23 protein-coding genes are annotated in these 23,394 nt (G+C 70.8%); 9 read left to right on the top strand and 14 right to left on the bottom strand.

What is annotated here, in order from left to right; all coding sequences use genetic code 11:
* The first annotated feature begins 7 nt into the window (after positions 1-7).
* Complete coding sequence (locus tag ACRX5W_RS04150) at positions 8-670, top strand: TetR family transcriptional regulator (protein WP_436786495.1); 663 nt, start codon at positions 8-10, stop codon at positions 668-670.
* 222 nt (positions 671-892) lie between these two features.
* Positions 893-2,077 (top strand): RNA-guided endonuclease InsQ/TnpB family protein, encoded by a 1,185-nt coding sequence (locus ACRX5W_RS04145; RefSeq protein ID WP_436786494.1) that lies wholly within the window; start codon positions 893-895, stop codon positions 2,075-2,077.
* Between the two features lie 138 nt (positions 2,078-2,215).
* On the opposite strand, the gene ACRX5W_RS04140 is transcribed toward ACRX5W_RS04145, so the two are convergent.
* Entirely contained in the window at positions 2,216-2,992 is a 777-nt protein-coding gene (locus ACRX5W_RS04140) for a methyltransferase domain-containing protein (protein ID WP_436786493.1), read from the bottom strand.
* A 187-nt stretch (positions 2,993-3,179) separates the two neighbouring features.
* Here ACRX5W_RS04140 and ACRX5W_RS04135 point away from each other — a divergent pair, with 187 nt between their 5' ends.
* Positions 3,180-3,683 (top strand): MarR family winged helix-turn-helix transcriptional regulator, encoded by a 504-nt coding sequence (locus ACRX5W_RS04135; RefSeq protein ID WP_436786492.1) that lies wholly within the window; start codon positions 3,180-3,182, stop codon positions 3,681-3,683.
* 40 nt (positions 3,684-3,723) lie between these two features.
* On the opposite strand, the gene ACRX5W_RS04130 is transcribed toward ACRX5W_RS04135, so the two are convergent.
* From ACRX5W_RS04130 to ACRX5W_RS04110, 5 genes are all read right to left on the bottom strand, one after another.
* Complete coding sequence (locus ACRX5W_RS04130) at positions 3,724-4,620, bottom strand: RNA polymerase sigma-70 factor (protein ID WP_436786491.1); 897 nt, start codon at positions 4,618-4,620, stop codon at positions 3,724-3,726.
* Positions 4,621-4,670: 50 nt separating this feature from the next.
* Entirely contained in the window at positions 4,671-5,876 is a 1,206-nt protein-coding gene (locus ACRX5W_RS04125) for an NAD(P)/FAD-dependent oxidoreductase (RefSeq protein WP_436786490.1), read from the bottom strand.
* A gap of 362 nt (positions 5,877-6,238) precedes the next feature.
* Positions 6,239-7,615, bottom strand: a complete 1,377-nt coding sequence (gene gdhA, locus ACRX5W_RS04120) for an NADP-specific glutamate dehydrogenase (RefSeq protein WP_436786489.1) — start codon at positions 7,613-7,615, stop codon at positions 6,239-6,241.
* Between the two features lie 170 nt (positions 7,616-7,785).
* Positions 7,786-9,102: a cytochrome P450 family protein gene (locus tag ACRX5W_RS04115; protein WP_436786488.1), complete on the bottom strand. Its 1,317-nt coding sequence runs from the start codon at positions 9,100-9,102 to the stop codon at positions 7,786-7,788.
* Between the two features lie 70 nt (positions 9,103-9,172).
* Positions 9,173-9,448 (bottom strand): SCO4848 family membrane protein, encoded by a 276-nt coding sequence (locus tag ACRX5W_RS04110; RefSeq protein ID WP_436786487.1) that lies wholly within the window; start codon positions 9,446-9,448, stop codon positions 9,173-9,175.
* Between the two features lie 181 nt (positions 9,449-9,629).
* On the opposite strand from ACRX5W_RS04110, the gene ACRX5W_RS04105 reads away from it, so the two are divergent.
* Entirely contained in the window at positions 9,630-10,886 is a 1,257-nt protein-coding gene (locus ACRX5W_RS04105) for a D-alanyl-D-alanine carboxypeptidase family protein (RefSeq protein ID WP_436786486.1), read from the top strand.
* A 67-nt stretch (positions 10,887-10,953) separates the two neighbouring features.
* On the opposite strand, the gene ACRX5W_RS04100 is transcribed toward ACRX5W_RS04105, so the two are convergent.
* Genes ACRX5W_RS04100 through trpS form a run of 3 tightly spaced genes read right to left on the bottom strand, consistent with a single transcriptional unit; the run spans position 10,954 to position 13,732 of the window.
* On the bottom strand, positions 10,954-12,099 hold the full coding sequence (locus ACRX5W_RS04100) for a YihY/virulence factor BrkB family protein (protein WP_436786485.1): 1,146 nt from the start codon (positions 12,097-12,099) through the stop codon (positions 10,954-10,956).
* Positions 12,100-12,152: 53 nt separating this feature from the next.
* On the bottom strand, positions 12,153-12,674 hold the full coding sequence (locus tag ACRX5W_RS04095) for a 2'-5' RNA ligase family protein (RefSeq protein ID WP_436786484.1): 522 nt from the start codon (positions 12,672-12,674) through the stop codon (positions 12,153-12,155).
* Positions 12,675-12,694: 20 nt separating this feature from the next.
* Positions 12,695-13,732, bottom strand: a complete 1,038-nt coding sequence (gene trpS / locus ACRX5W_RS04090) for a tryptophan--tRNA ligase (protein WP_436786483.1) — start codon at positions 13,730-13,732, stop codon at positions 12,695-12,697.
* A 508-nt stretch (positions 13,733-14,240) separates the two neighbouring features.
* Between trpS and ACRX5W_RS04085 the strand changes: the two genes are divergently transcribed.
* Both ACRX5W_RS04085 and rocD read left to right on the top strand, forming a co-directional pair.
* Positions 14,241-15,281: a dimethylarginine dimethylaminohydrolase family protein gene (locus ACRX5W_RS04085; protein ID WP_436786482.1), complete on the top strand. Its 1,041-nt coding sequence runs from the start codon at positions 14,241-14,243 to the stop codon at positions 15,279-15,281.
* A 58-nt stretch (positions 15,282-15,339) separates the two neighbouring features.
* The gene (gene rocD, locus ACRX5W_RS04080; protein WP_436786481.1) at positions 15,340-16,554 is read left to right on the top strand and encodes an ornithine--oxo-acid transaminase; all 1,215 of its coding nucleotides are present in this window, start codon (positions 15,340-15,342) and stop codon (positions 16,552-16,554) included.
* Between the two features lie 36 nt (positions 16,555-16,590).
* Here the strand turns inward: rocD and ACRX5W_RS04075 are convergent, their stop codons facing one another.
* Positions 16,591-16,932, bottom strand: a complete 342-nt coding sequence (locus ACRX5W_RS04075; RefSeq protein WP_436786480.1) for a hypothetical protein — start codon at positions 16,930-16,932, stop codon at positions 16,591-16,593.
* A 237-nt stretch (positions 16,933-17,169) separates the two neighbouring features.
* Here ACRX5W_RS04075 and ACRX5W_RS04070 point away from each other — a divergent pair, with 237 nt between their 5' ends.
* Entirely contained in the window at positions 17,170-17,616 is a 447-nt protein-coding gene (locus ACRX5W_RS04070) for an Lrp/AsnC family transcriptional regulator (RefSeq protein ID WP_436786479.1), read from the top strand.
* 86 nt (positions 17,617-17,702) lie between these two features.
* Here ACRX5W_RS04070 and ACRX5W_RS04065 read toward each other — a convergent pair whose 3' ends face one another.
* Positions 17,703-18,692 (bottom strand): malate dehydrogenase, encoded by a 990-nt coding sequence (locus ACRX5W_RS04065; RefSeq protein ID WP_436786478.1) that lies wholly within the window; start codon positions 18,690-18,692, stop codon positions 17,703-17,705.
* A 200-nt stretch (positions 18,693-18,892) separates the two neighbouring features.
* Positions 18,893-19,288 (bottom strand): TetR-like C-terminal domain-containing protein, encoded by a 396-nt coding sequence (locus tag ACRX5W_RS04060; RefSeq protein ID WP_436786477.1) that lies wholly within the window; start codon positions 19,286-19,288, stop codon positions 18,893-18,895.
* On the opposite strand from ACRX5W_RS04060, the gene ACRX5W_RS04055 reads away from it, so the two are divergent.
* On the top strand, positions 19,274-19,522 hold the full coding sequence (locus tag ACRX5W_RS04055) for an alpha/beta hydrolase (RefSeq protein ID WP_436786476.1): 249 nt from the start codon (positions 19,274-19,276) through the stop codon (positions 19,520-19,522). The two genes, ACRX5W_RS04060 and ACRX5W_RS04055, sit on opposite strands and share 15 nt — an antisense overlap.
* A 36-nt stretch (positions 19,523-19,558) precedes the next feature.
* On the opposite strand, the gene ACRX5W_RS04050 is transcribed toward ACRX5W_RS04055, so the two are convergent.
* Positions 19,559-20,278, bottom strand: coding sequence for a DUF3017 domain-containing protein (locus ACRX5W_RS04050; RefSeq protein ID WP_436786475.1), 720 nt, complete (start codon positions 20,276-20,278; stop codon positions 19,559-19,561).
* 396 nt (positions 20,279-20,674) lie between these two features.
* Entirely contained in the window at positions 20,675-21,523 is an 849-nt protein-coding gene (locus ACRX5W_RS04045) for a bifunctional methylenetetrahydrofolate dehydrogenase/methenyltetrahydrofolate cyclohydrolase (protein ID WP_436786474.1), read from the bottom strand.
* Between the two features lie 436 nt (positions 21,524-21,959).
* Between ACRX5W_RS04045 and ACRX5W_RS04040 the strand changes: the two genes are divergently transcribed.
* Positions 21,960-23,394: thioester domain-containing protein (locus ACRX5W_RS04040; protein ID WP_436786473.1), on the top strand; the 1,435-nt coding region annotated here is incomplete at its 3' end.

Here is a 23,394-nt window from a genome sequence, read left to right as displayed (position 1 = left end):
TGGAGTGATGACCGAGACCAGCAGACGCGGCAGTCCGCGCGGCGGCGGTCGTGTCCGCATGACCGGCAAGGAACGGCGCGAACAACTGATCGAGATCGGTCGGACGCTGTTCGCGGAGCGGGGCTTCGACGCGACGAGCGTGGAGGAGATCGCCGCCAAGGCGGGCGTCTCCAAACCCGTCGTGTACGAGCATTTCGGCGGCAAGGAGGGGTTGTACGCGGTCGTCGTCGACCGCGAGATGAGCATCCTCCTCGACGGCGTCACCAGTGCCCTGACCGGCGGCCATCCCCGCGAACTGCTCGAACAGGCCGCATTCGGCCTGCTCGACTACATCGAACACTCGACCGACGGCTTCCAGATCCTGGTCCGGGACTCTCCCGTCGCCCAGTCCACCGGCACGTTCGCCTCGCTGATCAGCGACATCGCGTCCCAGGTCGAGCACATCCTCGGCCTGGAGTTCGCCTCGCGCGGCTACGACCCGAAGCTCGCCCCGATGTACGCGCAAATGCTCGTCGGCATGGTCGCGCTCACCGGCCAGTGGTGGCTGGACGTCCGCACCCCCGCGAAGTCCGAGGTCGCGGCCCACCTGGTCAATCTGGCCTGGAACGGCCTGTCCGGCCTCGAACCGAACCCGCGCCTGGTGACCCGCCGCAAGGCGGACACCACGTAACAGGCTCGTCGAAGTCTCCGAGGGCGAGGCCGCGCAGTGAGCTGGCGGCGTTGTGGATGCGGTTCATCGGAATCCTCCGAGGAAACCCCCGCCTTCCGGCGGGGGAGGAATCGGATCGCCTGCGGAGAGCAGGGCAGGGACAGGCGTTTCGCCCCGGGGCGAAACGCCGTTGAGCACACACAGGCAGCGACGGTATGGTTGCTCGCTGTGAGGGGTTCTTCCGTGAAGCGGGCGTTTCGGTACCGCTTCCACCCGACCGATGCGCAGGCTGCTGAGCTGGTGCGGACGTTCGGGTGCGTCCGGAAGGTCTACAACCTGGCGTTGCGGGCGCGTTCCGAGGCGTGGGAGTCGCGGCGGGAGCGGGTGGGCTACGGCGCGACGTCCGCGATGCTGACTGGGTGGAAGCAGACTGCGGAGCTGGGGTTTTTGCGTGAGGTGTCGTGTGTGCCGTTGCAGCAGGCGCTGCGGCACCTGCAGACGGCGTTCGTGAACTTCTTCGCGAAACGGGCCCGGTTCCCGCGATTCAAGTCCAAGCGGAAGTCGCGGCAGTCGGCGGAGTACACCTCCTCCGCGTTCCGCTACCGCGACGGCCGGCTCACGCTGGCGAAGATGTCCGAGCCCCTGGACATCGTGTGGTCGCGTCCGCTGCCCGCCGGTGCGGTGCCGTCGACGGTGACCGTGTCCCGCGACGCGGCCGGGCGCTGGTTCGTGTCCCTGCTGTGCGACGACACGGTCACCCCCGCACCGGCCACCGCCGACGCGGTCGGCGTGGATGTCGGGATCACGTCCCTGGCGACCCTCTCCACCGGGGAGAAGGTCGCCAACCCGAGGCATGAGCGCCGTGACCGCGAACGCCTCGCCCGCGCGCAGCGGGACCTGGCCCGCAAGGCCAAGGGCTCGAACAACCGGGCCAGGGCCCGGCTGCGTGTCGCGCGGGTCCACGCGCGGATCGCCGACCGGCGCCGGGACCACCTGCACAAGCTGTCGACTCGGCTCGTCCGCGATAACCAAGTGGTCGTGATCGAGGACCTGTCCGTCCGCAATCTGGTCAAGAACCGCTCCCTTGCCCGCGCGATCTCGGATGCGGGGTGGCGGGACCTGCGGGGGATGCTGGAGTACAAGTGCGCCTGGTACGGGCGCGAACTCGTCGTGGTCGACCGCTGGTTCCCCAGCTCGAAGCTGTGCGGGGCGTGCGGGACGGTCGCGGCGAAGCTGCCGCTGGACGTCCGGGAGTGGACGTGCGGCTGCGGCGCGGTCCACGACCGCGACGTGAACGCGGCGACGAACATTCTGGCCGCCGGGCTGGCGGTTGCTGCCTGTGGAGACGGTGTAAGACCCGAGCGGGAGAAGTCCTTCCCGGGCGGGCGACGGTCGGTGAAGCAGGAAAGGTCCCGACCGCCGCGCTGACGCACGGCGGCTCGGCCGCGAGGCCGAGGGGAGTTCCCCTCGTTCACGAGGGGGAGGAAGTCAAGGCCCCATCCTTTCGCCCCCCGGTCGACACCGCGCCCAGCGAATTCCCTCCGTCCCAACGGACCTGACGGTGTGTCACGCGTCCTTGACGGCGACCGCGAAGACGCGGCGGAAGGGCAGCACCGTCCCGTGGTCCCGTGCGGGGTACGCGTCGGCGAGCAACGCGCCGTATTCGCTGAGGAATTCGGCCCGTTCAGGATCCGGGAGGGCAGCGAGGACGGGCCGCAGCGCGGTGCCCTCCATCCAGGAGAGCACAGGGTCCGACCCGTGCAGCACATGCCGGTACGTCGTGTCCCACGCGTCGACGCGGAACCCGGGCCGGGCCAGCACGTCGAGGTACTCGTCGGCGGAATGCACCGCGAACCGCCGCGGCTCTCCGGCGACGCGGGCCTTCCACCGCGCGGACGCCGCGAGTTCGTCGAGCAGGACGTGCGCCGGGTCGCCGAAGTTGGCGGGGACCTGAAGCGCGAACGATCCGCCGGGAGTGAGAGCGTCCGTCCACCCCGGCAGCCGCGCGAGGTGTCCGGGGACCCAGTGCAGCACCGCGTTGCAGACCATGACGTCGACACCGCCGTCGGGCAGCCAGGTGTCGGCCGCCAGATCGGCGGCCCGGAAGTCGAGCCGCCCCGGCCGGGCGTGCGCCTGCGCGGACTCGATCATCTCGGCGGAGTTGTCGAGCCCGGTGACGTACGCCTCCGGCCAGCGGTCGGCGAGCTCGGCCGTCGCGTTGCCGGGTCCGCAGCCCAGGTCGAGGACGCGGGCCGGCGACGCGGTCGGAACCCGGGCGAGCAGGTCGTGGAACGGACGCAGGCGGTGGTCCGCGTGGCGGAGATAGCGGTCGGGGTCCCACATGGCTGCCTTCGGGAAATACGTGCACGTGGCGCCCGGCCGTGTCGGCGACTTGGCCCCGACGCCACGGTACAAGGGGGCGGAAGCGGGCACCTCCCCACGACGGGCGGCGCCCACGACGACACCCTCTCGAAGGGTTTGTCTTGACGTCAAGAGGCTCGGCATCAAACGACTCGCTAGACTGCACCCCATGAAGGACGAGGTCGACCGACTGATCGAAGCGTGGCGCCGCGAGCGCCCCGACCTCGACGTCGAGCCGCTGGAGGTACTCAGCCGGGTCACGCGCCTTGCCCGTCACCTCGACCGCGCCCGTCGGCTCGCCTTCTCCGCGCGCGACCTCGAACCATGGGAATTCGACGTGCTGTCGGCCCTGCGCCGCGCGGGCGCACCGTACCAGCTCTCGCCCGGCCAGTTGCTCACCCAGACCCTCGTCACGTCCGGCACGATGACCAACCGCATCGACCGGCTCACCGCCAAGGGGCTGGTGTTGCGTCTGCCCGACCCCGGCGACCGCAGGGGCGTCCTGGTACGCCTCACCGACGAAGGCCGCGACCGTGTCGACTCCGCGATGGCCGACCTGCTCGAACACGAGCGCGACATCCTCGCCGGACTCGACAGCGGCCAGCGCGCGGCCCTCGCGAACCTCCTGCGTTCGGTGGTCGCGCCGTTCGACAACCACGCGGCGCAGCACTGAACCGCGCCGCGAGGCCGGTCGGTTCCCGACGGCGTGGCGTTCACCGCAGGGTGAGCGGGGTCTCGGAACCGACGTGGGTCAGCTTCTCCGGGTTGCGGACGAAGTAGAGGCCGGCGACGCGGCCGTCCTCGACATGGATGGCCAGGATGCCCTCGAACTCGCCGTTCACATGGGCGACGAGTGCGGGGTGGCCGTTGACCAGCGTCGGGTCGAAGGTCATGATGCTCCCGGTCTTGGCCGAGCCGCCGAGATAGAAGCGGGCCACCTTCTCGGCACCGACGACCGGATGCAGCGCGGCGCGCTTGATCCCGCCGCCGTCGCTGACCAGAACGACGTCCGGGGCCAGAACGTCGAGCAGCCCCTGCATGTCCCTGGTCTCGAACGCCCGTTGCAGCGCCTCCACGGCCGCACGGGTCTGGCTCGCGGACGCCGCCTGGCGGGGACGGCGCGCGTCGACGTGGTTCCGGGCGCGGTGGGCGATCTGACGGACCGCGGCGGGACTCTTGCCGACGGCGCTCGCGATCTCGTCGTAGCCGAAGTCGAAAGCCTCGCGCAGGACGAAGACGACACGCTCGGTGGGCGAGAGCGTTTCCAGGACGAGCATCATCGCCATCGACACGCTCTCGGCGAGCTCGACGTCGTCGGCCACATCCGGCGCGGTGAGCAGCGGTTCGGGCAGCCACTGGCCGACGTACGCCTCCTTGCGCCGCTGAAGGGTCCGCAGCCGGTTGAGCGACTGCCGGGTCGTGATCCGGACCAGATACGCGCGCTGGTCGCGCACCTGTGCCAGGTCGACCTTGGCCCACCGCAGCCAGGTTTCCTGGAGGACGTCCTCCGCGTCGGCTGCCGTTCCGAGCATCTCGTACGCCACCGTGAACAGCAGGTTGCGATGTGCGAGGAAGGAATCGGTCGCCGGATCGGTGGCATGGTCGGTCATGTCTCGCTCTCCCGTTCTCGTGGCCGGCGCTGCCGAAGCCGGTATGTGCGCTAGGCCGCGTGTTCGGCGTCAGCCGGCGCCTCGACGCGACGGGCCTCCAGCAGTTTGCGTCGTGTGTCACCTCCCGAGAGGCGGTGCAGGCGGTACGAGCCGGGCTTTCCGGCCTCGTCGGCCAGGTGCTTGACGACCCCCTTGCACACCGTCTCCTTGAGCTTGGCGCCCAGGCGGCCGTTGATGTTGAACCGCACCGCGACGTCGGCGCGGGTGGCGAACTGGAAGATGCCACCACGCCGCCCCAGGCTGATGCACTGGGCGGCGAACGACTGGTTGAGGGTCTCGGGCTGTGCGTCCGCGACCCGGGCGAGCACCGTGTCGGCGGCCCGCGCCCCCATGGGCATCGCGGCCTGGCAGCTCATCCGCAGCGGCAGGCCCGAGGGGGACGCCGAGTCGCCGGCCGCGACGATGCGCTCATCGTCCACGCTGGTCAGCGTCTCGTCCGTGAGCAGGCGGCCCGACGCGTCGGTGGTCAGCCCGCTGCGCGCGGCCAGGTCCGGTACGACGAATCCGGCGGTCCAGATGGTCACTTCGCTCGGCACATCGCTGCCGTCGGCGAGCCGCACGGCGTCCCGGGTCACGGCCGTCACCTTCGTGTCGGGGCCGTCCAGCACCTTTACCCCGAGCTCGGCCAGCCGCGCGGCGACCGCGCGCCGGCCGCGCGCGTGCAGGTAGGGCCCGAGCACGCCGCCGCAGACCAGGGTCACGGCGCGGCCGGTCTCCGCCAGTTCGGCGGCGGTCTCGATACCGGCCGGACCCGCTCCGACCACGGTCACCGCGGCCGTGGCGGGCGCGGCGTCGAGGACCGGCCGCAGCCGCCGCGCCTCTTCCAGGGTGGCCACCGGGTAGGCGAATTCCGCCACCCCGGGCACGCCCGCGGTGTCACTGCCGCTGCCGACCGCGTAGACCAGGTAGTCGTACCGAACCGTTTCGCCTGCCGTCAGCACCACGCCGCGCCCGGCCGCGTCGATGCGGTCCACGGTGTCGACGACCAGCCGGACGCGCTCGCCCAGAACGTCGCGGTAGTCGACCACCGCGTCGTCGGACCCGCCCACGAGCTGGTGCAGGCGGATCCGGTGGACGAAGACCGGGCGCGGGTTGATCAGCGTCACAGCCACGCCGCCGTGCTGCGTCAGGCGGTTGGCCGCCATCACTCCGGCGTATCCGCCGCCGATCACGACGACATTGATGCTCACGGCCATGTCCCTGCCTCCGTCTTCGGTTCCGATGTGTTCGACCTCAAGACACCGCGTCGCCGCCGACTGTGACAGGACGTGAGGCAGGTCACTTTGCGGCCCGGCCGCCTGCGCCCGGCGATCAGGGCCACCGAGCGGCCGTGGGCGGTGGCACGCGGGCGGCGGCAGACGCGCGGAAGCGGCGAAAGCGAACCGGGGTGGACGGCGGCCGTCCGAGTCGGCCGCCGTCCACCCCGGTCGGGTGGCTGTGTGTCAGATGAGGCCCTGGGCGAGCATCGCGTCCGCCACGCGTTCGAAACCGGCGATGTTGGCGCNCCCCCCCCCCCCCCCCCCCCCCCCCCCCCCCCCCCCGGTCGGGTGGCTGTGTGTCAGATGAGGCCCTGGGCGAGCATCGCGTCCGCCACGCGTTCGAAACCGGCGATGTTGGCGCCGAGGACGTAGTCGCCGGGGTGGCCGTACTTCTCCGCGGTGGCGAAGCAGGTGTCGTGGATGTTCCGCATGATCGCGGCGAGTTCCGCTTCGACGACGTCGAAGGCCCACGACTCCCGGCCCGCGTTCTGGCGCATCTCCAGCGCGCTGGTCGCCACACCGCCGGCGTTGGCGGCCTTGCCGGGGCCGAAGGCGACGCCGGCCTCCTGGAAGACGCGGAGGGCCTTGGGGGTGGTCGGCATGTTGGCGCCTTCGGAGACGGCCTTGACGCCGTTGCGGACGAGGGCCAGCGCGGCGTCGGCGTCGAGCTCGTTCTGGGTGGCCGACGGCAGCGCGACGTCGGCGGGGACGTCCCACACGCTGCCGTCCGCCACGAAGCGAGCCGACGCACCCCGGCGCTCCGCGTACTCGCTGATCCGGCCGCGCTCGATCTCCTTGACCTGCCTGAGGAGTTCGAGGTCGATGCCCTTCTCGTCCACGACGTAGCCCGAGGAGTCGGACGCGGTCAGGACGTTCGCACCGAGGGCTTGCGCCTTCTCGATCGAGTAGATCGCCACATTGCCCGAGCCGGACACGACGACCTGCTGGCCGGCCAGTTCCTCGCCGCGCTGCTCCAGCATCGCGGACGCGAACAGCACGTTGCCGTAGCCCGTGGCCTCGGGCCGCGCCGCCGAACCGCCCCAGCCGGCGCCCTTGCCGGTCAGCACGCCGGCCTCCCAGCGGTTGGTGATGCGGCGGTACTGGCCGAACAGGAAGCCGATCTCGCGCCCGCCGACGCCGATGTCGCCGGCCGGCACGTCGGTGTACTCGCCGAGGTGCCGGTACAGCTCGGTCATGAACGACTGGCAGAAGCGCATGATCTCGGCGTCCGACCGCCCTTGCGGGTCGAAGTCGCTGCCGCCCTTGCCGCCGCCGATCGCGAGGCCGGTGAGGGCGTTCTTGAAGATCTGCTCGAAACCGAGGAACTTCACGATGCCGAGATTGACCGACGGGTGGAAGCGCAGGCCGCCCTTGTAAGGGCCGAGGGCGCTGTTGAACTCGATGCGGAAGCCGCGGTTGACACGCACCGTGCCGGTGTCGTCCTGCCACGGCACCCGGAAGATGACCTGCCGCTCCGGTTCGCAAATGCGCTCCAGGAGCCGGGCGTCGACGAAGTCCGGGCGCACCGCGAGGATCGGATCGAGCGAGTCGAGGACTTCGCGTACCGCCTGGTGGAACTCCGGTTCGCCTGGGTTGCGGCGCAGCACCTCGTCGTAAAGGTCGCCGGAGAGCGACCGGGCCGTCGTGGTTGCGGCAGCCGGGCGGGAGAGCGGCATCGGTATGTGTTCCCCTTCTTCAGCGGTGTCGGCTTCGCGGGGCCGGGGATGCCCGGTTTGCTGCCGGTGATCCGTTTCCTGCCCGGACGACGCGAAAAAGCCTATCGCTCAGCCTAAGGTGCCAAACGACGCATCCCGGGAGATTACTCCCGTCTCGCTGGAATGGTTTGTCACATTCTGTTGGTGTATTCCTCGGCGGTGAAACGCACCGGCAGTCGTTGGAGCCCCCGCATGATGAGCCCGCCGCGCCACCGCAGCTCCCCCGCGGGCTCGGCCGGTTCGAGGTCCGGCAGGCGGCGCAGCAGGGTCGTGATGGCGATCTGCCCCTCCAGGCGGGCCAGCGGAGCCCCGATGCAGTAGTGGATGCCGTGACCGAACGCCAGGTGGGGGTTGTCGGTGCGGCCGAGGTCGAGGGTGTCCGGGTCCGTGAACCGCCTCGGATCGCGGTCGGCCGACGCGAGCACCACGAGTACGGGTTCGCCCTCGGGTACGACGACGCCGCCGATCGGCGTGTCGCACGTCGTGAAGCGCCACGTCGCAAGCTCCACCGGCCCGTCGTAGCGCAGCAGTTCCTCGATGGCGAGGCCGATCCGCGCCTGTGGCTCGCGCTGGAGTGCGGCGCGCGCCTCGGGGTGGGTCAGGAGCGTCAGCAGACCGTTGCCGATGAGGTTGACGGTCGTCTCGAATCCGGCGAACAAGAGGATGAAGGCCATTGCTGCGGCTTCGTCCTCGGTGAGGTGTTCGCCGTGGTCGCTTGCCCGGATCAGTCCGGTGATCAGGTCGTCGTCGGCCGGGGCGCCGGACGCGTCGCCGCGCAGGTCCGCACGCTTGCGGTGGATGAGGTCCTTCAGGTAGCCGCGCATGTGCCGGACCGCGCGGGCCACTCCCCCGCGCGGCCCCGAACCGTGTCGGATCATCATCCCGGCCCAGGTGCGGAAGTCGTCCTGGTCCTCGGCCGGCACGCCGAGCAGTTCGCACACGGCGTAGATGGGCAGCGGGAACGCGAAGTCGTGGATCAGGTCCGCCTCGCCGCGCGACGCGAAACCGTCGATGAGCCGGTCCGTCAACTCCTGCACGCGCGGCCGGAACGCCTCCGCGCGGCGCGGTGTGAAGGCCTTGGACACCAGGCGCCGCAGGCGCGTGTGGTCGGGCGGGTCGAGATTGAGCAGGTGCGCCCCGATGCCGGAGCGCTGCTCGCCGGGCACGCCGACCTTGCCTTGTTTCCACGCCTGTTCGGAGTGCCGTGGGTTCTTGCTGAGCCGCTGGTCGGCCAGGGCCTGACGGGCGTCGGCGTAGCGCGTGACCAGCCACGCCTCGACGCCGCTGGGCAGCGTCGTGCGGTGCACGGGCGCGTGTTCGCGCAGGTGCGCGTACGCGGGGTACGGGTCGGCGATGAACTCCCGGGTGAACAGCCCGGGTCCGTCGGGAAGATCGCCGGTTGTGCCTGCGGGGCATCCCGCGGCGACGGGAGGGTTCGAGGCGGGCATCGTTCAACGGTAACCTCCGCCCGGGTGACGCCGGGTCGGCGGGATACCGGGGATGCCGGGCCCGGGCGGATCAGGGGCTCGGCACGCGCTCGCGTTCCGCGCCGACCGAATCAGCGGTGTCCGTACGGCGGTTGGCCCGCAGCCCCCGGACGCCGAGCCAGCCGATGGCGTTGCCCGCGGCGAACGACACGACGGTGAGCGCCAAGTGGACCAGGAAGAACGCGGTGGGCCCGTCGTTCCAGGACTTCTCGTCCTGCCAGATGTTCTTCAGGAAGTTCGGCCAGAGGATCCACGTCCACACCCCGAAGAGCAGAAGGAAGCCCGAGGTCTTGCGGCCTATGCGCATGGCTGCACCTGTTTCTTCCGATGAGGGGGGATTCGACGGGGTCTGACCGGGATTCGGGCCCGGGGTGGCGGTGGTTGGCCGGGGCGCGCACTACGCCGTTCGGTCACAGTCCTGTCCGTGTCCAGTATGCGGGGGGTTCTTGTCTGCTCCGCAGGTGGGGGCCACAGTTACGCTCATCCGCATGTCATACAGGTCTGGACCGGCGATGCGTCTCGCCGCCGTCGGTGCGGTACTGGTCGCGGTCTTCCTCGGGGGAACTCCCACGGCGGTCGGAGCGGTCCCGCGCGCACCCGAAGCCGTACCTCCTCCCGCAGCCGCCGAGCCGCCCCCGCCGCCGGACATGTCGTCCCTGGGCGGCGAACGACTGGCCCTGCCGGGCGTGCAGGCCGATTTACCGCCGGGAGCGCCGCCGTTGCCCGCGGTCGACGCGTACTCCTGGCTGGTCGCCGACATGACGTCCGGTCAGATCCTGGCCGCAAAGAACCCCCACTGGAAGCTCGCGCCGGCCAGCACGCTCAAGATGCTGTTCGCCGACACCGTGCTGCCCAAACTCGACCGCAACGCCACGCACACTGTCAAACCCGAGGAACTGGTCGGCATAGGGGCCGGGAGCAGCGCCGTCGGCGTCAAGGAGAACCTGACGTATCGCGTCGAGGACCTGTGGAACGGCGTGTTCCTGCCCTCCGGCAACGACGCGGTACGCGTGCTGTGCCACATGAACGGCGGCATCGACGCGACGGTCGCGGAGATGAACTCCCGGGCCAAGATGCTCCAGGCCCACGACACCAACGTCGTCTCACCCGACGGCTACGACGCGCCGGGCCAGGTGTCGTCGGCGTACGACCTCGCCCTGTTCGCCCGGGAGGGCATGAAGAACCCCGACTTCCGGATGTACGCGGCCCGCAAGGACGCGCAGTTCCCCGGCAAGGACAACACGACGTTCGGCATCACGAACACCAACACGATGCTGCGCACGTATCCCGGGATGATCGGCGTCAAGAACGGCTACACCAGCAACGCGAAGAACACGTTCGTCGGCGCCGCGACTCGCGACGGCCGGACCCTGCTGGTGAGCATCATGCACGTGGGGTCCAAGGGAAAGGTCTACGACTTCACCGGGAAGCTGCTCGACTGGGGCTTCGCCCAGGCCCAGACGGCCAAGCCGATCGGCGAACTCGTCGATCCGCTCGACCCGTCCGACCCGGACGGCGAGGCCGTGCCGGTCGCCTCGGCACCGCCGGCGACCCCCGCACCCGAGCCCACGCTCCCCGAGGTGGCGAAGGCCGGCGCGTCCCAGGACGGCGGCGTCGCGTGGGGCCTGTGGGCGGGAGTCGGCATTCCGGCCGCCTTGCTGGTCGGCGGGACCACGCTGGTCCTCATCCGACGACGCGGATGGGCCGAACCGACCGTGCACTTCGAGGACGACATCCTGCCCTGAGCGCCCTCGGTGCTTCGAACGCGAGGTGATCCGGCTGCTGACGCCGGGTCAGAGACCGCCGCGTGACTCAGAGACCGCCGCGTGACCGGCGGGTGAAGCGCTCCAACGCGACACCCGCCCCGGCCGTGCCGAGCATGCCGAGGGCGTAGCCGCGCAGCGCGCCCACGGACTTCCCGGACGGCCGGCGCGCCGGACCGGTTCCTTCGGCGCGGCCCGCGGCACGGGCGCCGTGCGGGCCGCCGTGCGCGTCTCGGTTCCGCGGGCGCGCGTCCGTCGGCGCCTTCTCGGCGTGCCACTCGGACGCGTTCTCGCCCTCGGCCTGGTCGCGCGCGTGCGCGCCCTCGTCATGGTGCTCGCGCACCCACTGCACCGCCTTCTTGTCCGTCGCGGTCCACGCCGCGCAGAACAACAGGAGCCGGGTGACGAAGTAGATCCACAGGAGCAGGGCGATCGGCACACCGAACGCGCCGTACATGCTCTTGCTCGCGACGCCCGAGATGTACGACGCGACGATGAGCTTGAGGATCTCGAAGCCGATGGCACCGATGAGCGCGCCGAGCAGCGCGGTACGGCGGGGCATCGTCAGGCGCGGCATGCCGACCAGCAGGTACAGGAACAACACCAGGCTCGCCAGGACCGCGACCGCGAACGCGGCGATCTGCAACAACACGCGCCCGGCCGGGTTGTCGTCCAGGCCGATGGTCTCCGAGATCCGGCCGATGACGCTGGTGGCGAACGTCGACGCGCCGACGGACAGCGCCATCGCGAGGCCGAGGCCGACGAGCACGCCGACGTCCTTGGCCTTCGCGGCCAGCGTCGCGGTCACCCCTTCGGGCTTGGCCTCGTCCTCGAACCACATCTTGCGGATCGACGGGCGCAGCGCCTCGACCCAGCCCAGGCCGGAGATGAGCAGCAGCACACCGCCGACGACCCCGACCGCCCCGGCGTTGTCGACCAGCGACGACAAGTTGATCTTGTCGGCGATCCCGGGGATCTCGTCGGCGATCTTGTCCTGGAGGTCCTGCACCCGGCCCGGACTCAGCGCCGCGGCGACGACCGCTGCCGCGAGCGCGATGAGCGGGAACAACGAGAAGAACCCGTAGAAGGTGACCGCCGCGGCGGAGAAGTTCCCGTCGCGTTCGGTGTACCGCTCGTACGCACGCATCGTGCGGCCCACAACAGGCAGGGTCCGCATCTTGTCCTTGATCGCCACGCGTCAACGTGTGCCCCGTTTTCCGGGGACCGGAACGCGATTCGCGCCGCCGGCTAGATTTGCGTCGCCTGGAACGGAAATGCGCTTCTTGGGCGCCACACCGCGTCGGGCCCGTGTTCGTACAGGCTGAAGCCGTCCACGCGGAACTCCGCCTCATAACCGGAGAGTTTGTCGAAGGCCCGGTCGAGCACGTCGTCGGGGAGGTCGTGGGCGACGGTCACGTGCGGGTGGTACGGGAAGTGCAGACCGCGGAGCAACGGGCCCGAGCGCACTGCCTGTTCGAGGCGTTCGCAGTCGGTGATGCCGCGGGCGACCTGGATGAAGACCACCGGTGACGTGGGCCGGAACGTCCCGGTGCCGCGGAGGATCATCGGGAACGGGCGTTCCGCCGCGGCGACCGCGAGCAGGTGCGCTTCGATCTCGTCGAGCGCCGCGTCCTCCACCTCGGTGGGCGGCAGCAGCGTCACGTGTGTCGGGATGGCCCTGGCCAGCGGATCGCCGAAGCTCGCCCGCCAGTCCTGGAGCTGCGCGCCCCACGGCTCGGGAATCGCGATGGAGACACCGATCGTGCGCATGTCCGGCCCCGCAGCCGCCCTCAGGCCCCGGACCCGAGCGCGACCGGCGGCAGGAAGCCCACGCGGTCGTACGCCTCGGCGAGCGTGACCGACGCGACCTCGCGCGCCTTGGCCGCGCCCTTGGCCAGCGTGCGGTCCAGCTCCGCCGGGTCGTCGTGGTATGTGTGGAACCGCTCCTGGAACGGCGTCACGAAGTCGACGAGCACTTCGGCCACCTCTTTCTTGAAGTCGCCGTACATACGGCCGGCGAAGCGCTCCTCCAGCTCCGGGATCGGCGTGCCGGAGATCGCCGCGTGGATGGTCAGCAGGTTGCTGATGCCCGGCTTCTCCTTCTCGTCGTAGCGGACCTCGGTGCCGGTGTCGGTGACGGCGCTCTTGATCTTCTTCGCCGTCTGGTTCGGCGGGTCGAGCAGGTTGACGATGCCCTTCGGCGACGACGCCGACTTGCTCATCTTCACCGTCGGCTCCTGGAGGTCGACGATCTTCGCGGTCTCCTTGACGATGTACGCGTCCGGGACCGTGAACGTCTCGCCGAAGCGCGCGTTGAAGCGCTGGGCGAGGTCGCGCGTGAGTTCGAGGTGCTGGCGCTGGTCCTCACCGACCGGCACGGCGTTGGCCTGGTAGAGCAGGATGTCGGCGACCTGGAGCACCGGGTACGTGAACAGCCCGACGGTCGCCGTGTCGCTGCCCTGCCTGGCCGACTTGTCCTTGAACTGCGTCATCCGGGACGCCTCGCCGAAGCCGGTCAGGCAGTTCATCACCCAGGCGAGCTGGGTGTGCTCGGGCACGTGGCTCTGCACGAAAAGCGCGCAGCGGTCCGGGTCGAGGCCTGCGGCCAGCAACTGGGCGACCGAGATCCGGGTGTTCGCGCGCAGTTCGGCGGGGTCCTGGGGGACGGTGATGGCGTGCAGGTCGACGACCATGTAGAAGGCGTCGTTGGCGTCTTGCAGCGCGACGTACTGCCGCACGGCACCCAGGTAGTTGCCCAGGTGGAACGAGCCGGCGGTGGGCTGGATGCCGGACAGCACGCGAGGGCGCGTCGAGACGGTCGAAGCCATAGGCTCCATTCTCGCAGGCGCGCACGGCTGCTCCGGCCCGGGTCCGCGGGATCGCGGTGTCACGGTCGTCACGCCGGGTGCGCACGGCCGAGGTGAGAGCCCCCGACCGGTGGCGTGCGCGGGCTCGAACGCGGGAGCGGGGAGCGTGCGGACGGCGCGCGGGAACACCCGGGCGCCGCAACGATGCGCCACCGAGCCGATGCGAACTGCAACGAACCGGGCCGAGTGCGCAACGATCTCGCATTTACCGGGTGGTCCGATCGGCCTAGGCTGGCAAAGCCGACACTCAGGGTCGCAGGCCGGGCATCCAGGGTGACGACTCGTGTCGGTGACGGAAGGGCGTGGCGGGCACGGCCGGGCACCGGAGACCCCGGGGCCCTCACGTTCACGCCGCCGTCCGCAGAACCAGCGTCGGCCCCGCGCCTGCGGGGACGTGGTCTCGTCGGCCCCGCGCGGCGGGGGTGTTTCGGGTCGGCCCCGCGCGGGCGGGGGTGTTCCAGGAGGACGCGTGCGCCTGATCTTCTCCCCGTCCACGGCCGGGGCCGGCACCTTGTCGCCGTCCGCGTCCTCCCGCTCGTCGCGGCGGGCCCGGCTGCCCCGGCCGCGCCCCCGCCGCGAAGCGGTCGGCAGGCAGGCGTCGCGGCGGGTCTACGTGATGTGCCCGCCGACACACCACAGCGGCGGGGCGGCGGACACCCCGCACGCGGGCGGAGCGGACGACCCGGCGGCCGAGGGCACGACGCCGCTCCGCGCCGCGGCGAGCGCCCCGAACCAGCCAGCCGCCGAGGACGGCTCCGCGACGCGCGCGAAATTGACGGCACGCGGCGCGGCGGTCGACGCGGACTCGCCCATGGACCAGTGGGAGCGGCTGCGCGAGGTTCTGCTGCGGCTCGGGCACACGGTCAGCCTGATCCCGCCACGCGGCGGGCTGCCGGGCATGGTGTTCGCCGCGCACGCCGCGACGGTGGTCAACGGGCGTGTGCTGGGCGCGCGTTACCGCAGCATGGCCCGGCAGCCGGAGACGCCGGCTTATCTGCGCTGGTTCGCCGACCGCGGCTATCCGACGCGGCTCGAACCGGTTTTCGCCCACGAGGGCGAGACCGATCTGATCCCCACCGGAAGCCACCTGCTGGCCGCCTGCGGGCCGCACACCGAGGCCCGGGCGCACGCCGAGGCGGGCGAGTTCCTGGGGCTGCCGGTCGTGCCGCTGGAGCTGACGCATCCGAGGATCACCCGTCTCGGGAGCGCGATGACGGTACTGACCGACCAGACCATCGCGTACCACCCCGCCGCGTTCTCGGCCGGGGCGCGCGAGCGGCTGGCCCGGCTCTTCCCCGAGCGGATCCCCGTCGGGGAGGAGGACACGCTGGCCGGCGGGCTGGACGCGATCTGCGACGGGCGCACGGTCGTCCTCACCGACCGCGCGCCGGGATTGGCGGCACAGCTGGCCCGGCACGGGTTCCGCACCGTCGCGCTCGACATGTCGCGCTTCGCGGGATTCGGCGTCGGGGTCCGCAGCTGCGTGCTCGAACTGCGCGACAATCGTTGACAGTCCGGATTCTTCGGGATTGTCCTCACGATTGTTCGATGTCGGGCGGAAGGACGCCATGATCAGGCACGACGAAGAACTCATCGCGCTCGCCGGCACCTACAGCGCGCACAACTACCACCCGCTCCCCGTCGTGGTCGCGCACGCCGAGGGTGCGTGGATGACCGACGTCGACGGCCGCCGCTACCTCGACATGCTCGCCGGATACTCGGCACTGAACTTCGGCCACCGCAACCCTCGGCTGATCGAGGCGGCCAAGCGGCAGCTCGACCGGGTCACGCTCACCAGCCGCGCTTTCCACAGCGACAAGTTCGGGGTGTTCTGCCGCGAACTCGCGCAATTGTGCGGCATGGACATGGTGCTGCCGATGAACACCGGCGCGGAGGCGGTGGAAACCGCGATCAAGACCGCGCGGAAGTGGGGCTACGAGGTCAAGGGCGTGCCGGACGGCCGCGCGAAGATCGTCGTCGCGACGGAGAACTTCCACGGCCGCACGACCACGATCGTGAGTTTCTCCACCGACCCCGACTCCAAGCGCCATTTCGGGCCGTACACACCGGGGTTCGTGGTGCTGCCGTACGGCGACACCGAGACGCTGCGCAACGTCGTCGAAGGCGACCCGGACATCGTGGCGGTGCTGTTGGAGCCGATCCAGGGCGAGGCGGGCGTGCTCGTGCCGCCCGCCGGCCACCTCGCCGAGGTGCGGCGCGTCTGCACGGAGCGGAACGTGCTGTTCATCGCCGACGAGATCCAGTCGGGCCTCGGCCGCACCGGCCGGACGTTCGCGTGCGAAAACGAGGACGTGGTCCCGGACATGTACGTGTTGGGCAAGGCGCTGGGCGGCGGAGTGCTGCCGGTGTCGGCGGTCGTCTCGTCGCGCGAGGTGCTGGGCGTCTACAAGCCGGGCGAACACGGTTCGACGTTCGGCGGCAACCCGCTGGCGTGCGCTGTGGGGTTGGAAGTGCTGGAGATGCTGCGGACCGGCGAGATGCAGCAGCGGTCGGCGGAGCTGGGCGACCACCTGCACCGCGAACTGAACGCCCTGGTGGGCGGACCGGTGACGGCGGTGCGCGGTCGCGGCCTGTGGGCCGGCGTCGACATCAGCCCCGCTCACGGCACGGGTCGTGAGGTGTCGCAAGCGCTCATGGCGCGCGGGGTGTTGGTGAAGGACACCCACGGCTCGACGATCCGGATCGCTCCGCCGCTGGTGATCGAGGAGGCCGATCTGGTCTGGGCGCTCGACCAGTTGCGGGCGGTGCTGGCGAGCGGCTGACGGCGGCCGGGGCGTCCGCTGTCGCGAACGAGGGCTTCAGTACCCGGACTTGCGGCGTTTGTCGGCGGTGACCGCCACGGCTATCGCGCCGAGGCCGAGAAAGGTCAGGACGGTCATGGCCGGGGCGATGTCGCCGCTGCCACCGTCCTCGGACACATGGCCGCCCTGGGCCGGGGCCGAGTCGGGGTCCTGTCCGGCGGGGCCGGCGGCCTCGGGGGCAGGCGCCGCGGCGGCGTACGCCGCCGGCACGGACACGGGCTCGGACACCGGGCCGGGGGCAGCCGAGGCCGGCGCGGTCAGGGCGGCGCAGGTGCCGGCCACCGCGGCGGCGGTGGCCGCCACGCGCACGCGCAGGCTGCAAGTCGTGTGTTGGCGCATCGGACACTTCCGTCGGTTGCACGTGTGGAGCCCCCCGGAGCCGGCGCCCGTGCACGGGTGCCGCCGCTTCCAAGCACAGCCACCATAGACGCACCGGCCGGGCCGTGATCCCGTCGCTACCCGTACGCAATCCGTTCGTTATGTCTGGTTCGAACACACGTACGAACCATCGCACGTGCGAGTGGGAAATCCCCGAAGCGCCACGCGGTCCACACCGCAGGGCCCACCATGGGTCGCGTGGCCCTGGACAACCTGGACGAGAAGATCGTCGCGCATCTGATCCGGGACGCCCGCGCCAGCTACTCGGAGATCGGCACGGGCGTCGGTCTCTCCGCGCCCGCCGTGAAACGCCGCGTGGACCGGCTGCGCGGCACCGGGGTGATCAAGGGCTTCACCACCCGAATCGACCCCCATGCCCTGGGCTGGACCACCGAGGCGATCGTCGCGTTGTTCTGCGAACCACGCACCACCCCTGCCGCACTGCGCAGTTGCCTGGAGCGCCACCCGGAGGTGATCCGCGCGGAGACAGTCACCGGCAAGCCCGATGCCGTGGTCAGACTCATCGCCGCCGATGTGCGCCACCTCGAAGCGGTTTTGGAGCGCATCCGGCAGGAGCCGGTCGTCATGGCCACGCACAGCGAGGTGGTGCTGAGCAGGCTTTTGGAGCGCCCGGGCAACGACTGAAGGGGCGCCGTACCGCTGCGTGTTCGCGCGACGGTACGACACCCCTTCCGTTCGGCTCGGTTGCCGGGCGCTCGGTTGCCGACCGCTCAGATCAGGCCGAGCTCGCGCACCGCGTCGCGCTCCTCGACGAGCTCCTGGACGGAGGCGTCGATGCGGGCGCGCGAGAAGTCGTTGATCTCCAGGCCCTGGACGATCTCCCACTTGCCGCCCGTGCAGGTGACCGGGAACGACGAGATGATGCCGGCGGGCACGTCGTAGGAACCGTCGGAGACCACGGCCATCGAGGTCCAGTCACCGGTGGCGGTGCCGTTGACCCAGGTGTGCACGTGGTCGATCGCCGCGTTCGCCGCCGACGCGGCCGAGGAGGCGCCGCGGGCCTCGATGATCGCCGCACCGCGCTTGGCCACGGTCGGGATGAACGTGTCGGCGAGCCACGCCTCGTCGTTCACCGTCTCGGCGGCGTTCTTGCCGGAGATCTCCGCGTGGAAGATGTCCGGGTACTGCGTCGCGGAGTGGTTGCCCCAGATGGTCAGGCGGCTGATCTCGTCCACCGCGGCGCCGGTCTTCTTCGCGAGCTGCGTGAGCGCGCGGTTGTGGTCGAGGCGAGTCATCGCGGTGAAGCGCTCGGCCGGTACGTCCGGCGCGTGCTGCTGCGCGATCAGGGCGTTGGTGTTGGCCGGGTTGCCGACGACGAGCACCTTGATGTCGTCCGCGGCACCGGCGTTGATCGCCTCGCCCTGCGGCTTGAAGATCCCGCCGTTGGCGGAGAGAAGGTCGCCGCGCTCCATGCCGGCGGTACGCGGACGCGCCCCGACCAGCAGCGCGATGTTGGCACCCGCGAACCCGTCGGTCGGGTTGTCGAAGATGTCGATGCCCTTGAGCAGCGGGAAGGCGCAGTCGTCCAGCTCCATGGCGGTGCCCTCGGCGGCCTTGACCGCCTGCGGGATCTCCAGGAGACGCAGCTTGACCGGCACGTCCGGGCCGAGCAGGTGGCCGGAGGCGATGCGGAACAGCAGTGCGTAGCCGATCTGGCCGGCCGCGCCGGTGACGGTGACGTTGACGGGCGTGCGGGTCATCGTGGCGATCTCCTGGGTGAGGGTTCCCGGGCAAGGGTTATCTCGGGATCGAGATAATTCCCCCGTTACCCTACTCCGCCCGGACGGGCCGGATGGACGGTCCCGCGCGCCATGTGGGAAACGCCACGGGGACGCGTTCGGTGCCCGCGGCGCGGCGGCTTTCGGGACGACCGGCGGAGTCCGTCCGGGGCGACGTGCGCTCAGCGGTCGGTGTCGCCGCGGTTCCGCTTGGGGGCGGTGCTCTCGCCGAAGTGCCGCAGGACCATTTCGACCAGTGCGGCGACGTCCTCCTCGACCATGGGTGCGCCGGTCATGCCCATGCGGTGGAGCATCGTCCCGACGATGACGTCGATGTAGAACAGCACCCGGTGCTCCGGTTCGCCGAGCGCTTCCTGAATCGCGATCCGGTACGGGTCCTGCAATCGCGTGGACAGCACCTCCCGCAGCGCCGGGTCACTGACCGCGTCACTGAACACCCCCGCGAACGCGTCACCCACCCCCGGTTCGGCGACCTTCGCCGCGATCCAGTGGATCGCGGCGGCCATGAGCTCGGCCCGGTCGTCGGCACCGACGCTCGGTCCGTGTCGCCGCTCCACGCCGACGATCTGAGCCGGCTGGCTCCGGCGCTCGTGGTGGTGCCGACCCTCGATCCGGCCGCCGGCCACGGCCGCGCCTACGCCGAACGCCTGAAGGCGGTCGGCACCCCCGTACGGCTCACCGAACACGCGGGCGCCACCCACGCGTTCGTCAGCATGCCCGGCGTGGTGCCCCAGGCGAAGGCAGCGCGGGAGGAGATCACCGCGTTTCTCCGGGAAACGCTCTCCGGATGAGGGGCGAGGCCCGGCGCGGCTGCGCGAACAACGCCGTCAGCCGGTGCGCTTCGGCACCCACGGGAGGTCGATGAGCGGCGGCGGGACCATGAGTCCGAGAACCACGACCGTCCCGCCGAACATGAGCATCACCATGACGTCGGTGAAACGGCTTCGGACCGCGAGGATTCCGACGTCGCGGACGAAGAGCCGCAATATCGCGGCCACGGCGAACGTCCCGCCGATCATCAGCGTCCCGGGGCGAAATCCGGACACCGCCGCGACCACCAGCGACGCGGCGAGCAACGCCAGCACGACGAGCGCGGGCCACTCGCGCAGTCCGCCGACGCCGGTCGGCGACGCACCGCCTTCGGGAACGTAGGTGCCGTCGGCCGGCGAGCCGGGGTGGCGTCCGGCCCGCGCGGCATCGCGGGACGCGGTGCGCGTGGGGGCCGCCGGGTCCGAGGACTCACCGATCGGGCGAGGATGGCCGGGGTGGTGGCCGATACGGCCGGGCACGGGGCGGTAGCCGGATTCGTCGTGCCCGCTGTCGCCGCGACCGTGCGCGTCGGACGCTCCGGGCTGCGGGCCGTACGGCCCGGGGGCCTGCGGTCCGTGTCCCCGGGCGTCACCGTACGCGCCGGGGTGGCGGTAGGCGTCGCCGTACTCGGAGGCGGGATGCTGCCCCGGCGCACCGCCGTGCCCGGGAACGGAACCGCCGCTCGACGCACCGTCGTGCCCCGACGGCCGCGACCCCCCGAACGCGCTCCACGTCATCGCACGCACCCCACCGCGCGCAGGTGGGACGCGGCCTCGCCCCGCGCGAGCCGCAGGCCGCGAGCCGGCGTGTCGGCCATGCGTGATGCCTTCCTGGCGCTGTGGTGGTCGGGGCTTTCACTGTACGGCCTCGACGGGCGTCGCCGCCGGGCCCGGGCGGAAACGTCCGACGAGCGAGCGGGCTCACGCTCCGTCACGCCCCAACCCGCCGCCCCGGAAACGGCTTTCGCGACGGACATACGGATCGCGGCCCCCGCCGAACGGACTTCGCCGAGCCGGAGGCGGCGCGGCAGGCGGGGGCAAGTCCGGGGCCGGAACGCGATGTTCGGGGCGAAGCGGAGAACCGGCGCAGTCCCGGAAACCGCGTTCCGGCCGCAGGACGGGCAACGACGGTGATTACAGCGCGCGTTCCGCTGCCTCCACCACGTTCGTCAGCAGCATCGCCCGCGTCATCGGACCGACACCGCCCGGCATCGGAGCGATCCACGCCGCCTTCTCGGCGACCTCCGGATGGACGTCGCCGACGAGGCCCTGGTCGGTGCGGGTGATGCCGACGTCCAGAACGACCGCGCCCGGCTTGATGATGTCGGCGCTGACGAGGCCCGCGACGCCTGCCGCGGCGACCACGATGTCGGCGCCCAGAACGTGCCGGGTCAGGTCCTTCGTGCCCGTGTGGCACAGCGTCACCGTCGCGTTCTCGGTGCGGCGGGTCAGGAGCAGCCCGATCGGGCGGCCGACGGTGACGCCGCGACCGATGACGCACACGTCGGCGCCGTTGATCGGGATGTCGTAGCGGTGCAGCAGTTCGACGATGCCGCGCGGGGTGCACGGAAGCGGGGCTTCCTGGCCGAGGACGAGGCGGCCGAGGTTGGTCGGGTGCAGGCCGTCGGCGTCCTTCTCGGGGTCCATCAGCTCCAGGACGCGGTTCGCGTCGAGCCCGCGGGGCAACGGGAGTTGCACGATGTAGCCGGTGCACGCGGGGTCCTCGTTGAGCTCGCGGACGACCGCCTCGACCTCCTCCTGGGTCGCGGTGCCGGGCAGTTCGCGCTGGATGCTCGCGATGCCGACCTGTGCGCAGTCGCGGTGCTTGCCGCGCACGTACGAGTGGCTGCCGGGGTCGTCGCCGACAAGCACCGTGCCGAGGCCGGGGGTGATCCCCTTCGCCTTCAGTGCCTCGACTCGGACCGCGAGCTCGGACTTGATCTGGGCGGCGGTCGCCTTGCCGTCGAGTGTCTGCGCCTTCAAGGGGGTCTCCTGATCCACGGGTGCCGGGCCGTTTCCGTGGCGCGGGTCGCGGGGCGGGGCCACGGAGGTCTACCCACGATTGTCCCGTACTCGGCACCGCCGGTCTCACGCCGCCTGCGGCGCGGCCCGCCGGGGACGTGGCGGCGCGCACCGGCGCTTTGCCCGAAATCCAGCGAAGGGGACGCTATCAGGCATTCGGCGACGGTTTCCCGACGAATTATGCGTTTGCCGGAAAATGGCTCGGCAATTGTCGACAGTGCGATTAATTCCTGCCCGGCGGCAGGTCGTTCCCGAGAAAGGTAAAGGCCTTGGAACAACGCTGTGACAATTCGATTTGATATTGATTCCCGCCCCTAGGCTGCAAACGGTCAGTCGGCGGCTGTCGTCCCGCCGTCCCCAATCTGTCGATCGACCCCTAATCGAGGGAGTGCGACTCATGCTCCGTAGGCAAGACCGGAGGACGGCCTCGCGGCTGTCCGCGATCGCGGCGGTCTCCGCCCTGGCGGTGGGCGGGACGCTCGCCCTGGCCGCCCCGGCGCACGCGGAAGGCGTCAAGGGCACATACAAGGGCTTCGCCGACGTCGACGGTGACAACAAGGGCGACTCGGTCGGCCTTGCCCTGGCCGGCCACAAGGACAAGATCGGCGCCGGTCTGATGAGCCTGGAGCTGGAAACAGGCGAAACGCTGCTGGTGTACTGCGTCGACTTCGGGAACCCCACCTCGCCCGGCAACAAATACCAGGAAGGCGAATGGGGCAGCACCTGGCCGTCGGGCGCCGACGCCGCCGAGCGCAGGGCGAAGATCAAATGGGTCCTGCTGAATTCGTACCCGACCAAATCCGTCGAGGATTTGAAGACGGCGGCGAACGTGCCCGGGCTCGATGTGAAGGAAGCCGCCGCCGCGACGCAGGCGGCCATCTGGCACTTCAGCGACAAGGTCGATCTGAAGGACGATGAACAGAAGGACATCACCGAGCTCTACAAGTACCTGATCGGCAAGGCGACCGCCGCCGACAACGCCGAGCCGAAGATCTCGCTCGAACTCGACCCCACCGAGCAGAGCGGCGTTCCGAGCGCGACTCCGGGCATCGGTCCGTTCACCGTCAAGACCAACGCCCAGGGCAAGGCCATCGACGCGGCGCTGGGCGCCGGCGCGCCGGAGGGCACCAAGCTCGTCGACAAGGACGGCAACCCGGTCACCAAGGCCGGCAACGGCGATGAGCTGTACGTCAAGCCGGCCGCCGGCAGCGACAAGGGCTCCGCGACCGTCGAGGTCTCCGGTACGTCGAAGCTCGACGCCGGGCGCATCTTCAACGGCAAGAACCAGCACAACGACAAGGCGTCGCAGAAGCTGATCCTCGCGCAGCAGAAGTCGGTCAAGGCCGACGCCGACGCCAAGGCGTCGTGGGCGCTCAAGGGCGCGCTGCCGAACTTCACCGCCGAGCAGAAGTGCGCCGACGGCGGCGTCGAGGTCACCGCGACCAACAAGGGCGACGCGCCGTTCGACTTCACGCTGGACGGCAAGAAGTCGACGGTGAAGCCGGGCGAGACGACGACGCAGCTCGTCAAGGTCCAGGAGGACCAGGCCTACACGATCAAGATCATGGGCCCGGACAACCAGCCGCTGAAGGAGTTCACCGGCGTCCTGGACTGCAAGACCGCGTCGACCACCGGCGGTGGCGGCGGCACCCCGCCGCCCGCGTCGTCGCCGACGCCGATCCCGTCCGCGCCGGCGAGCGTGCCGCCCGCCGCGGGCAACCAGGGCCCCGAACTGGCCGAGACCGGCGGCAGCGACAGCAACGCGGCGCTGTACATGGGCGGCGGCGCGGTGCTGCTGCTCGGCGGCGGCCTCGTGTTCTTCGTGATGCGGC

Source organism: Yinghuangia sp. YIM S10712 (genome assembly GCF_051388935.1).
Taxonomy (GTDB): Bacteria; Actinomycetota; Actinomycetes; order Streptomycetales; family Streptomycetaceae; genus Yinghuangia.
The sequence above is the reverse complement of the archived record's forward strand: the minus strand, read 5'-3'. Positions and strand labels throughout refer to the sequence as shown.

Bases quoted from the DNA above. Each gene is read 5' to 3' on its own strand.
- rocD (WP_436786481.1), top strand. From the start codon at position 15,340: ATGATCAGGCACGACGAAGAACTCATCGCGCTCGCCGGCACCTACAGC.
- ACRX5W_RS04110 (WP_436786487.1), bottom strand. From the start codon at position 9,448: ATGCGCATAGGCCGCAAGACCTCGGGCTTCCTTCTGCTCTTCGGGGTG.
- ACRX5W_RS04115 (WP_436786488.1), bottom strand. From the start codon at position 9,102: ATGCCCGCCTCGAACCCTCCCGTCGCCGCGGGATGCCCCGCAGGCACA.
- ACRX5W_RS04095 (WP_436786484.1), bottom strand. From the start codon at position 12,674: ATGCGCACGATCGGTGTCTCCATCGCGATTCCCGAGCCGTGGGGCGCG.
- trpS (WP_436786483.1), bottom strand. From the start codon at position 13,732: ATGGCTTCGACCGTCTCGACGCGCCCTCGCGTGCTGTCCGGCATCCAG.
- ACRX5W_RS04105 (WP_436786486.1), top strand. From the start codon at position 9,630: ATGTCATACAGGTCTGGACCGGCGATGCGTCTCGCCGCCGTCGGTGCG.
- ACRX5W_RS04075 (WP_436786480.1), bottom strand. From the start codon at position 16,932: ATGCGCCAACACACGACTTGCAGCCTGCGCGTGCGCGTGGCGGCCACC.
- ACRX5W_RS04140 (WP_436786493.1), bottom strand. From the start codon at position 2,992: ATGTGGGACCCCGACCGCTATCTCCGCCACGCGGACCACCGCCTGCGT.
- ACRX5W_RS04050 (WP_436786475.1), bottom strand. From the start codon at position 20,278: ATGACGTGGAGCGCGTTCGGGGGGTCGCGGCCGTCGGGGCACGACGGT.
- gdhA (WP_436786489.1), bottom strand. From the start codon at position 7,615: ATGCCGCTCTCCCGCCCGGCTGCCGCAACCACGACGGCCCGGTCGCTC.
- ACRX5W_RS04065 (WP_436786478.1), bottom strand. From the start codon at position 18,692: ATGACCCGCACGCCCGTCAACGTCACCGTCACCGGCGCGGCCGGCCAG.
- ACRX5W_RS04150 (WP_436786495.1), top strand. From the start codon at position 8: ATGACCGAGACCAGCAGACGCGGCAGTCCGCGCGGCGGCGGTCGTGTC.
- ACRX5W_RS04125 (WP_436786490.1), bottom strand. From the start codon at position 5,876: ATGGCCGTGAGCATCAATGTCGTCGTGATCGGCGGCGGATACGCCGGA.
- ACRX5W_RS04130 (WP_436786491.1), bottom strand. From the start codon at position 4,620: ATGACCGACCATGCCACCGATCCGGCGACCGATTCCTTCCTCGCACAT.
- ACRX5W_RS04135 (WP_436786492.1), top strand. From the start codon at position 3,180: ATGAAGGACGAGGTCGACCGACTGATCGAAGCGTGGCGCCGCGAGCGC.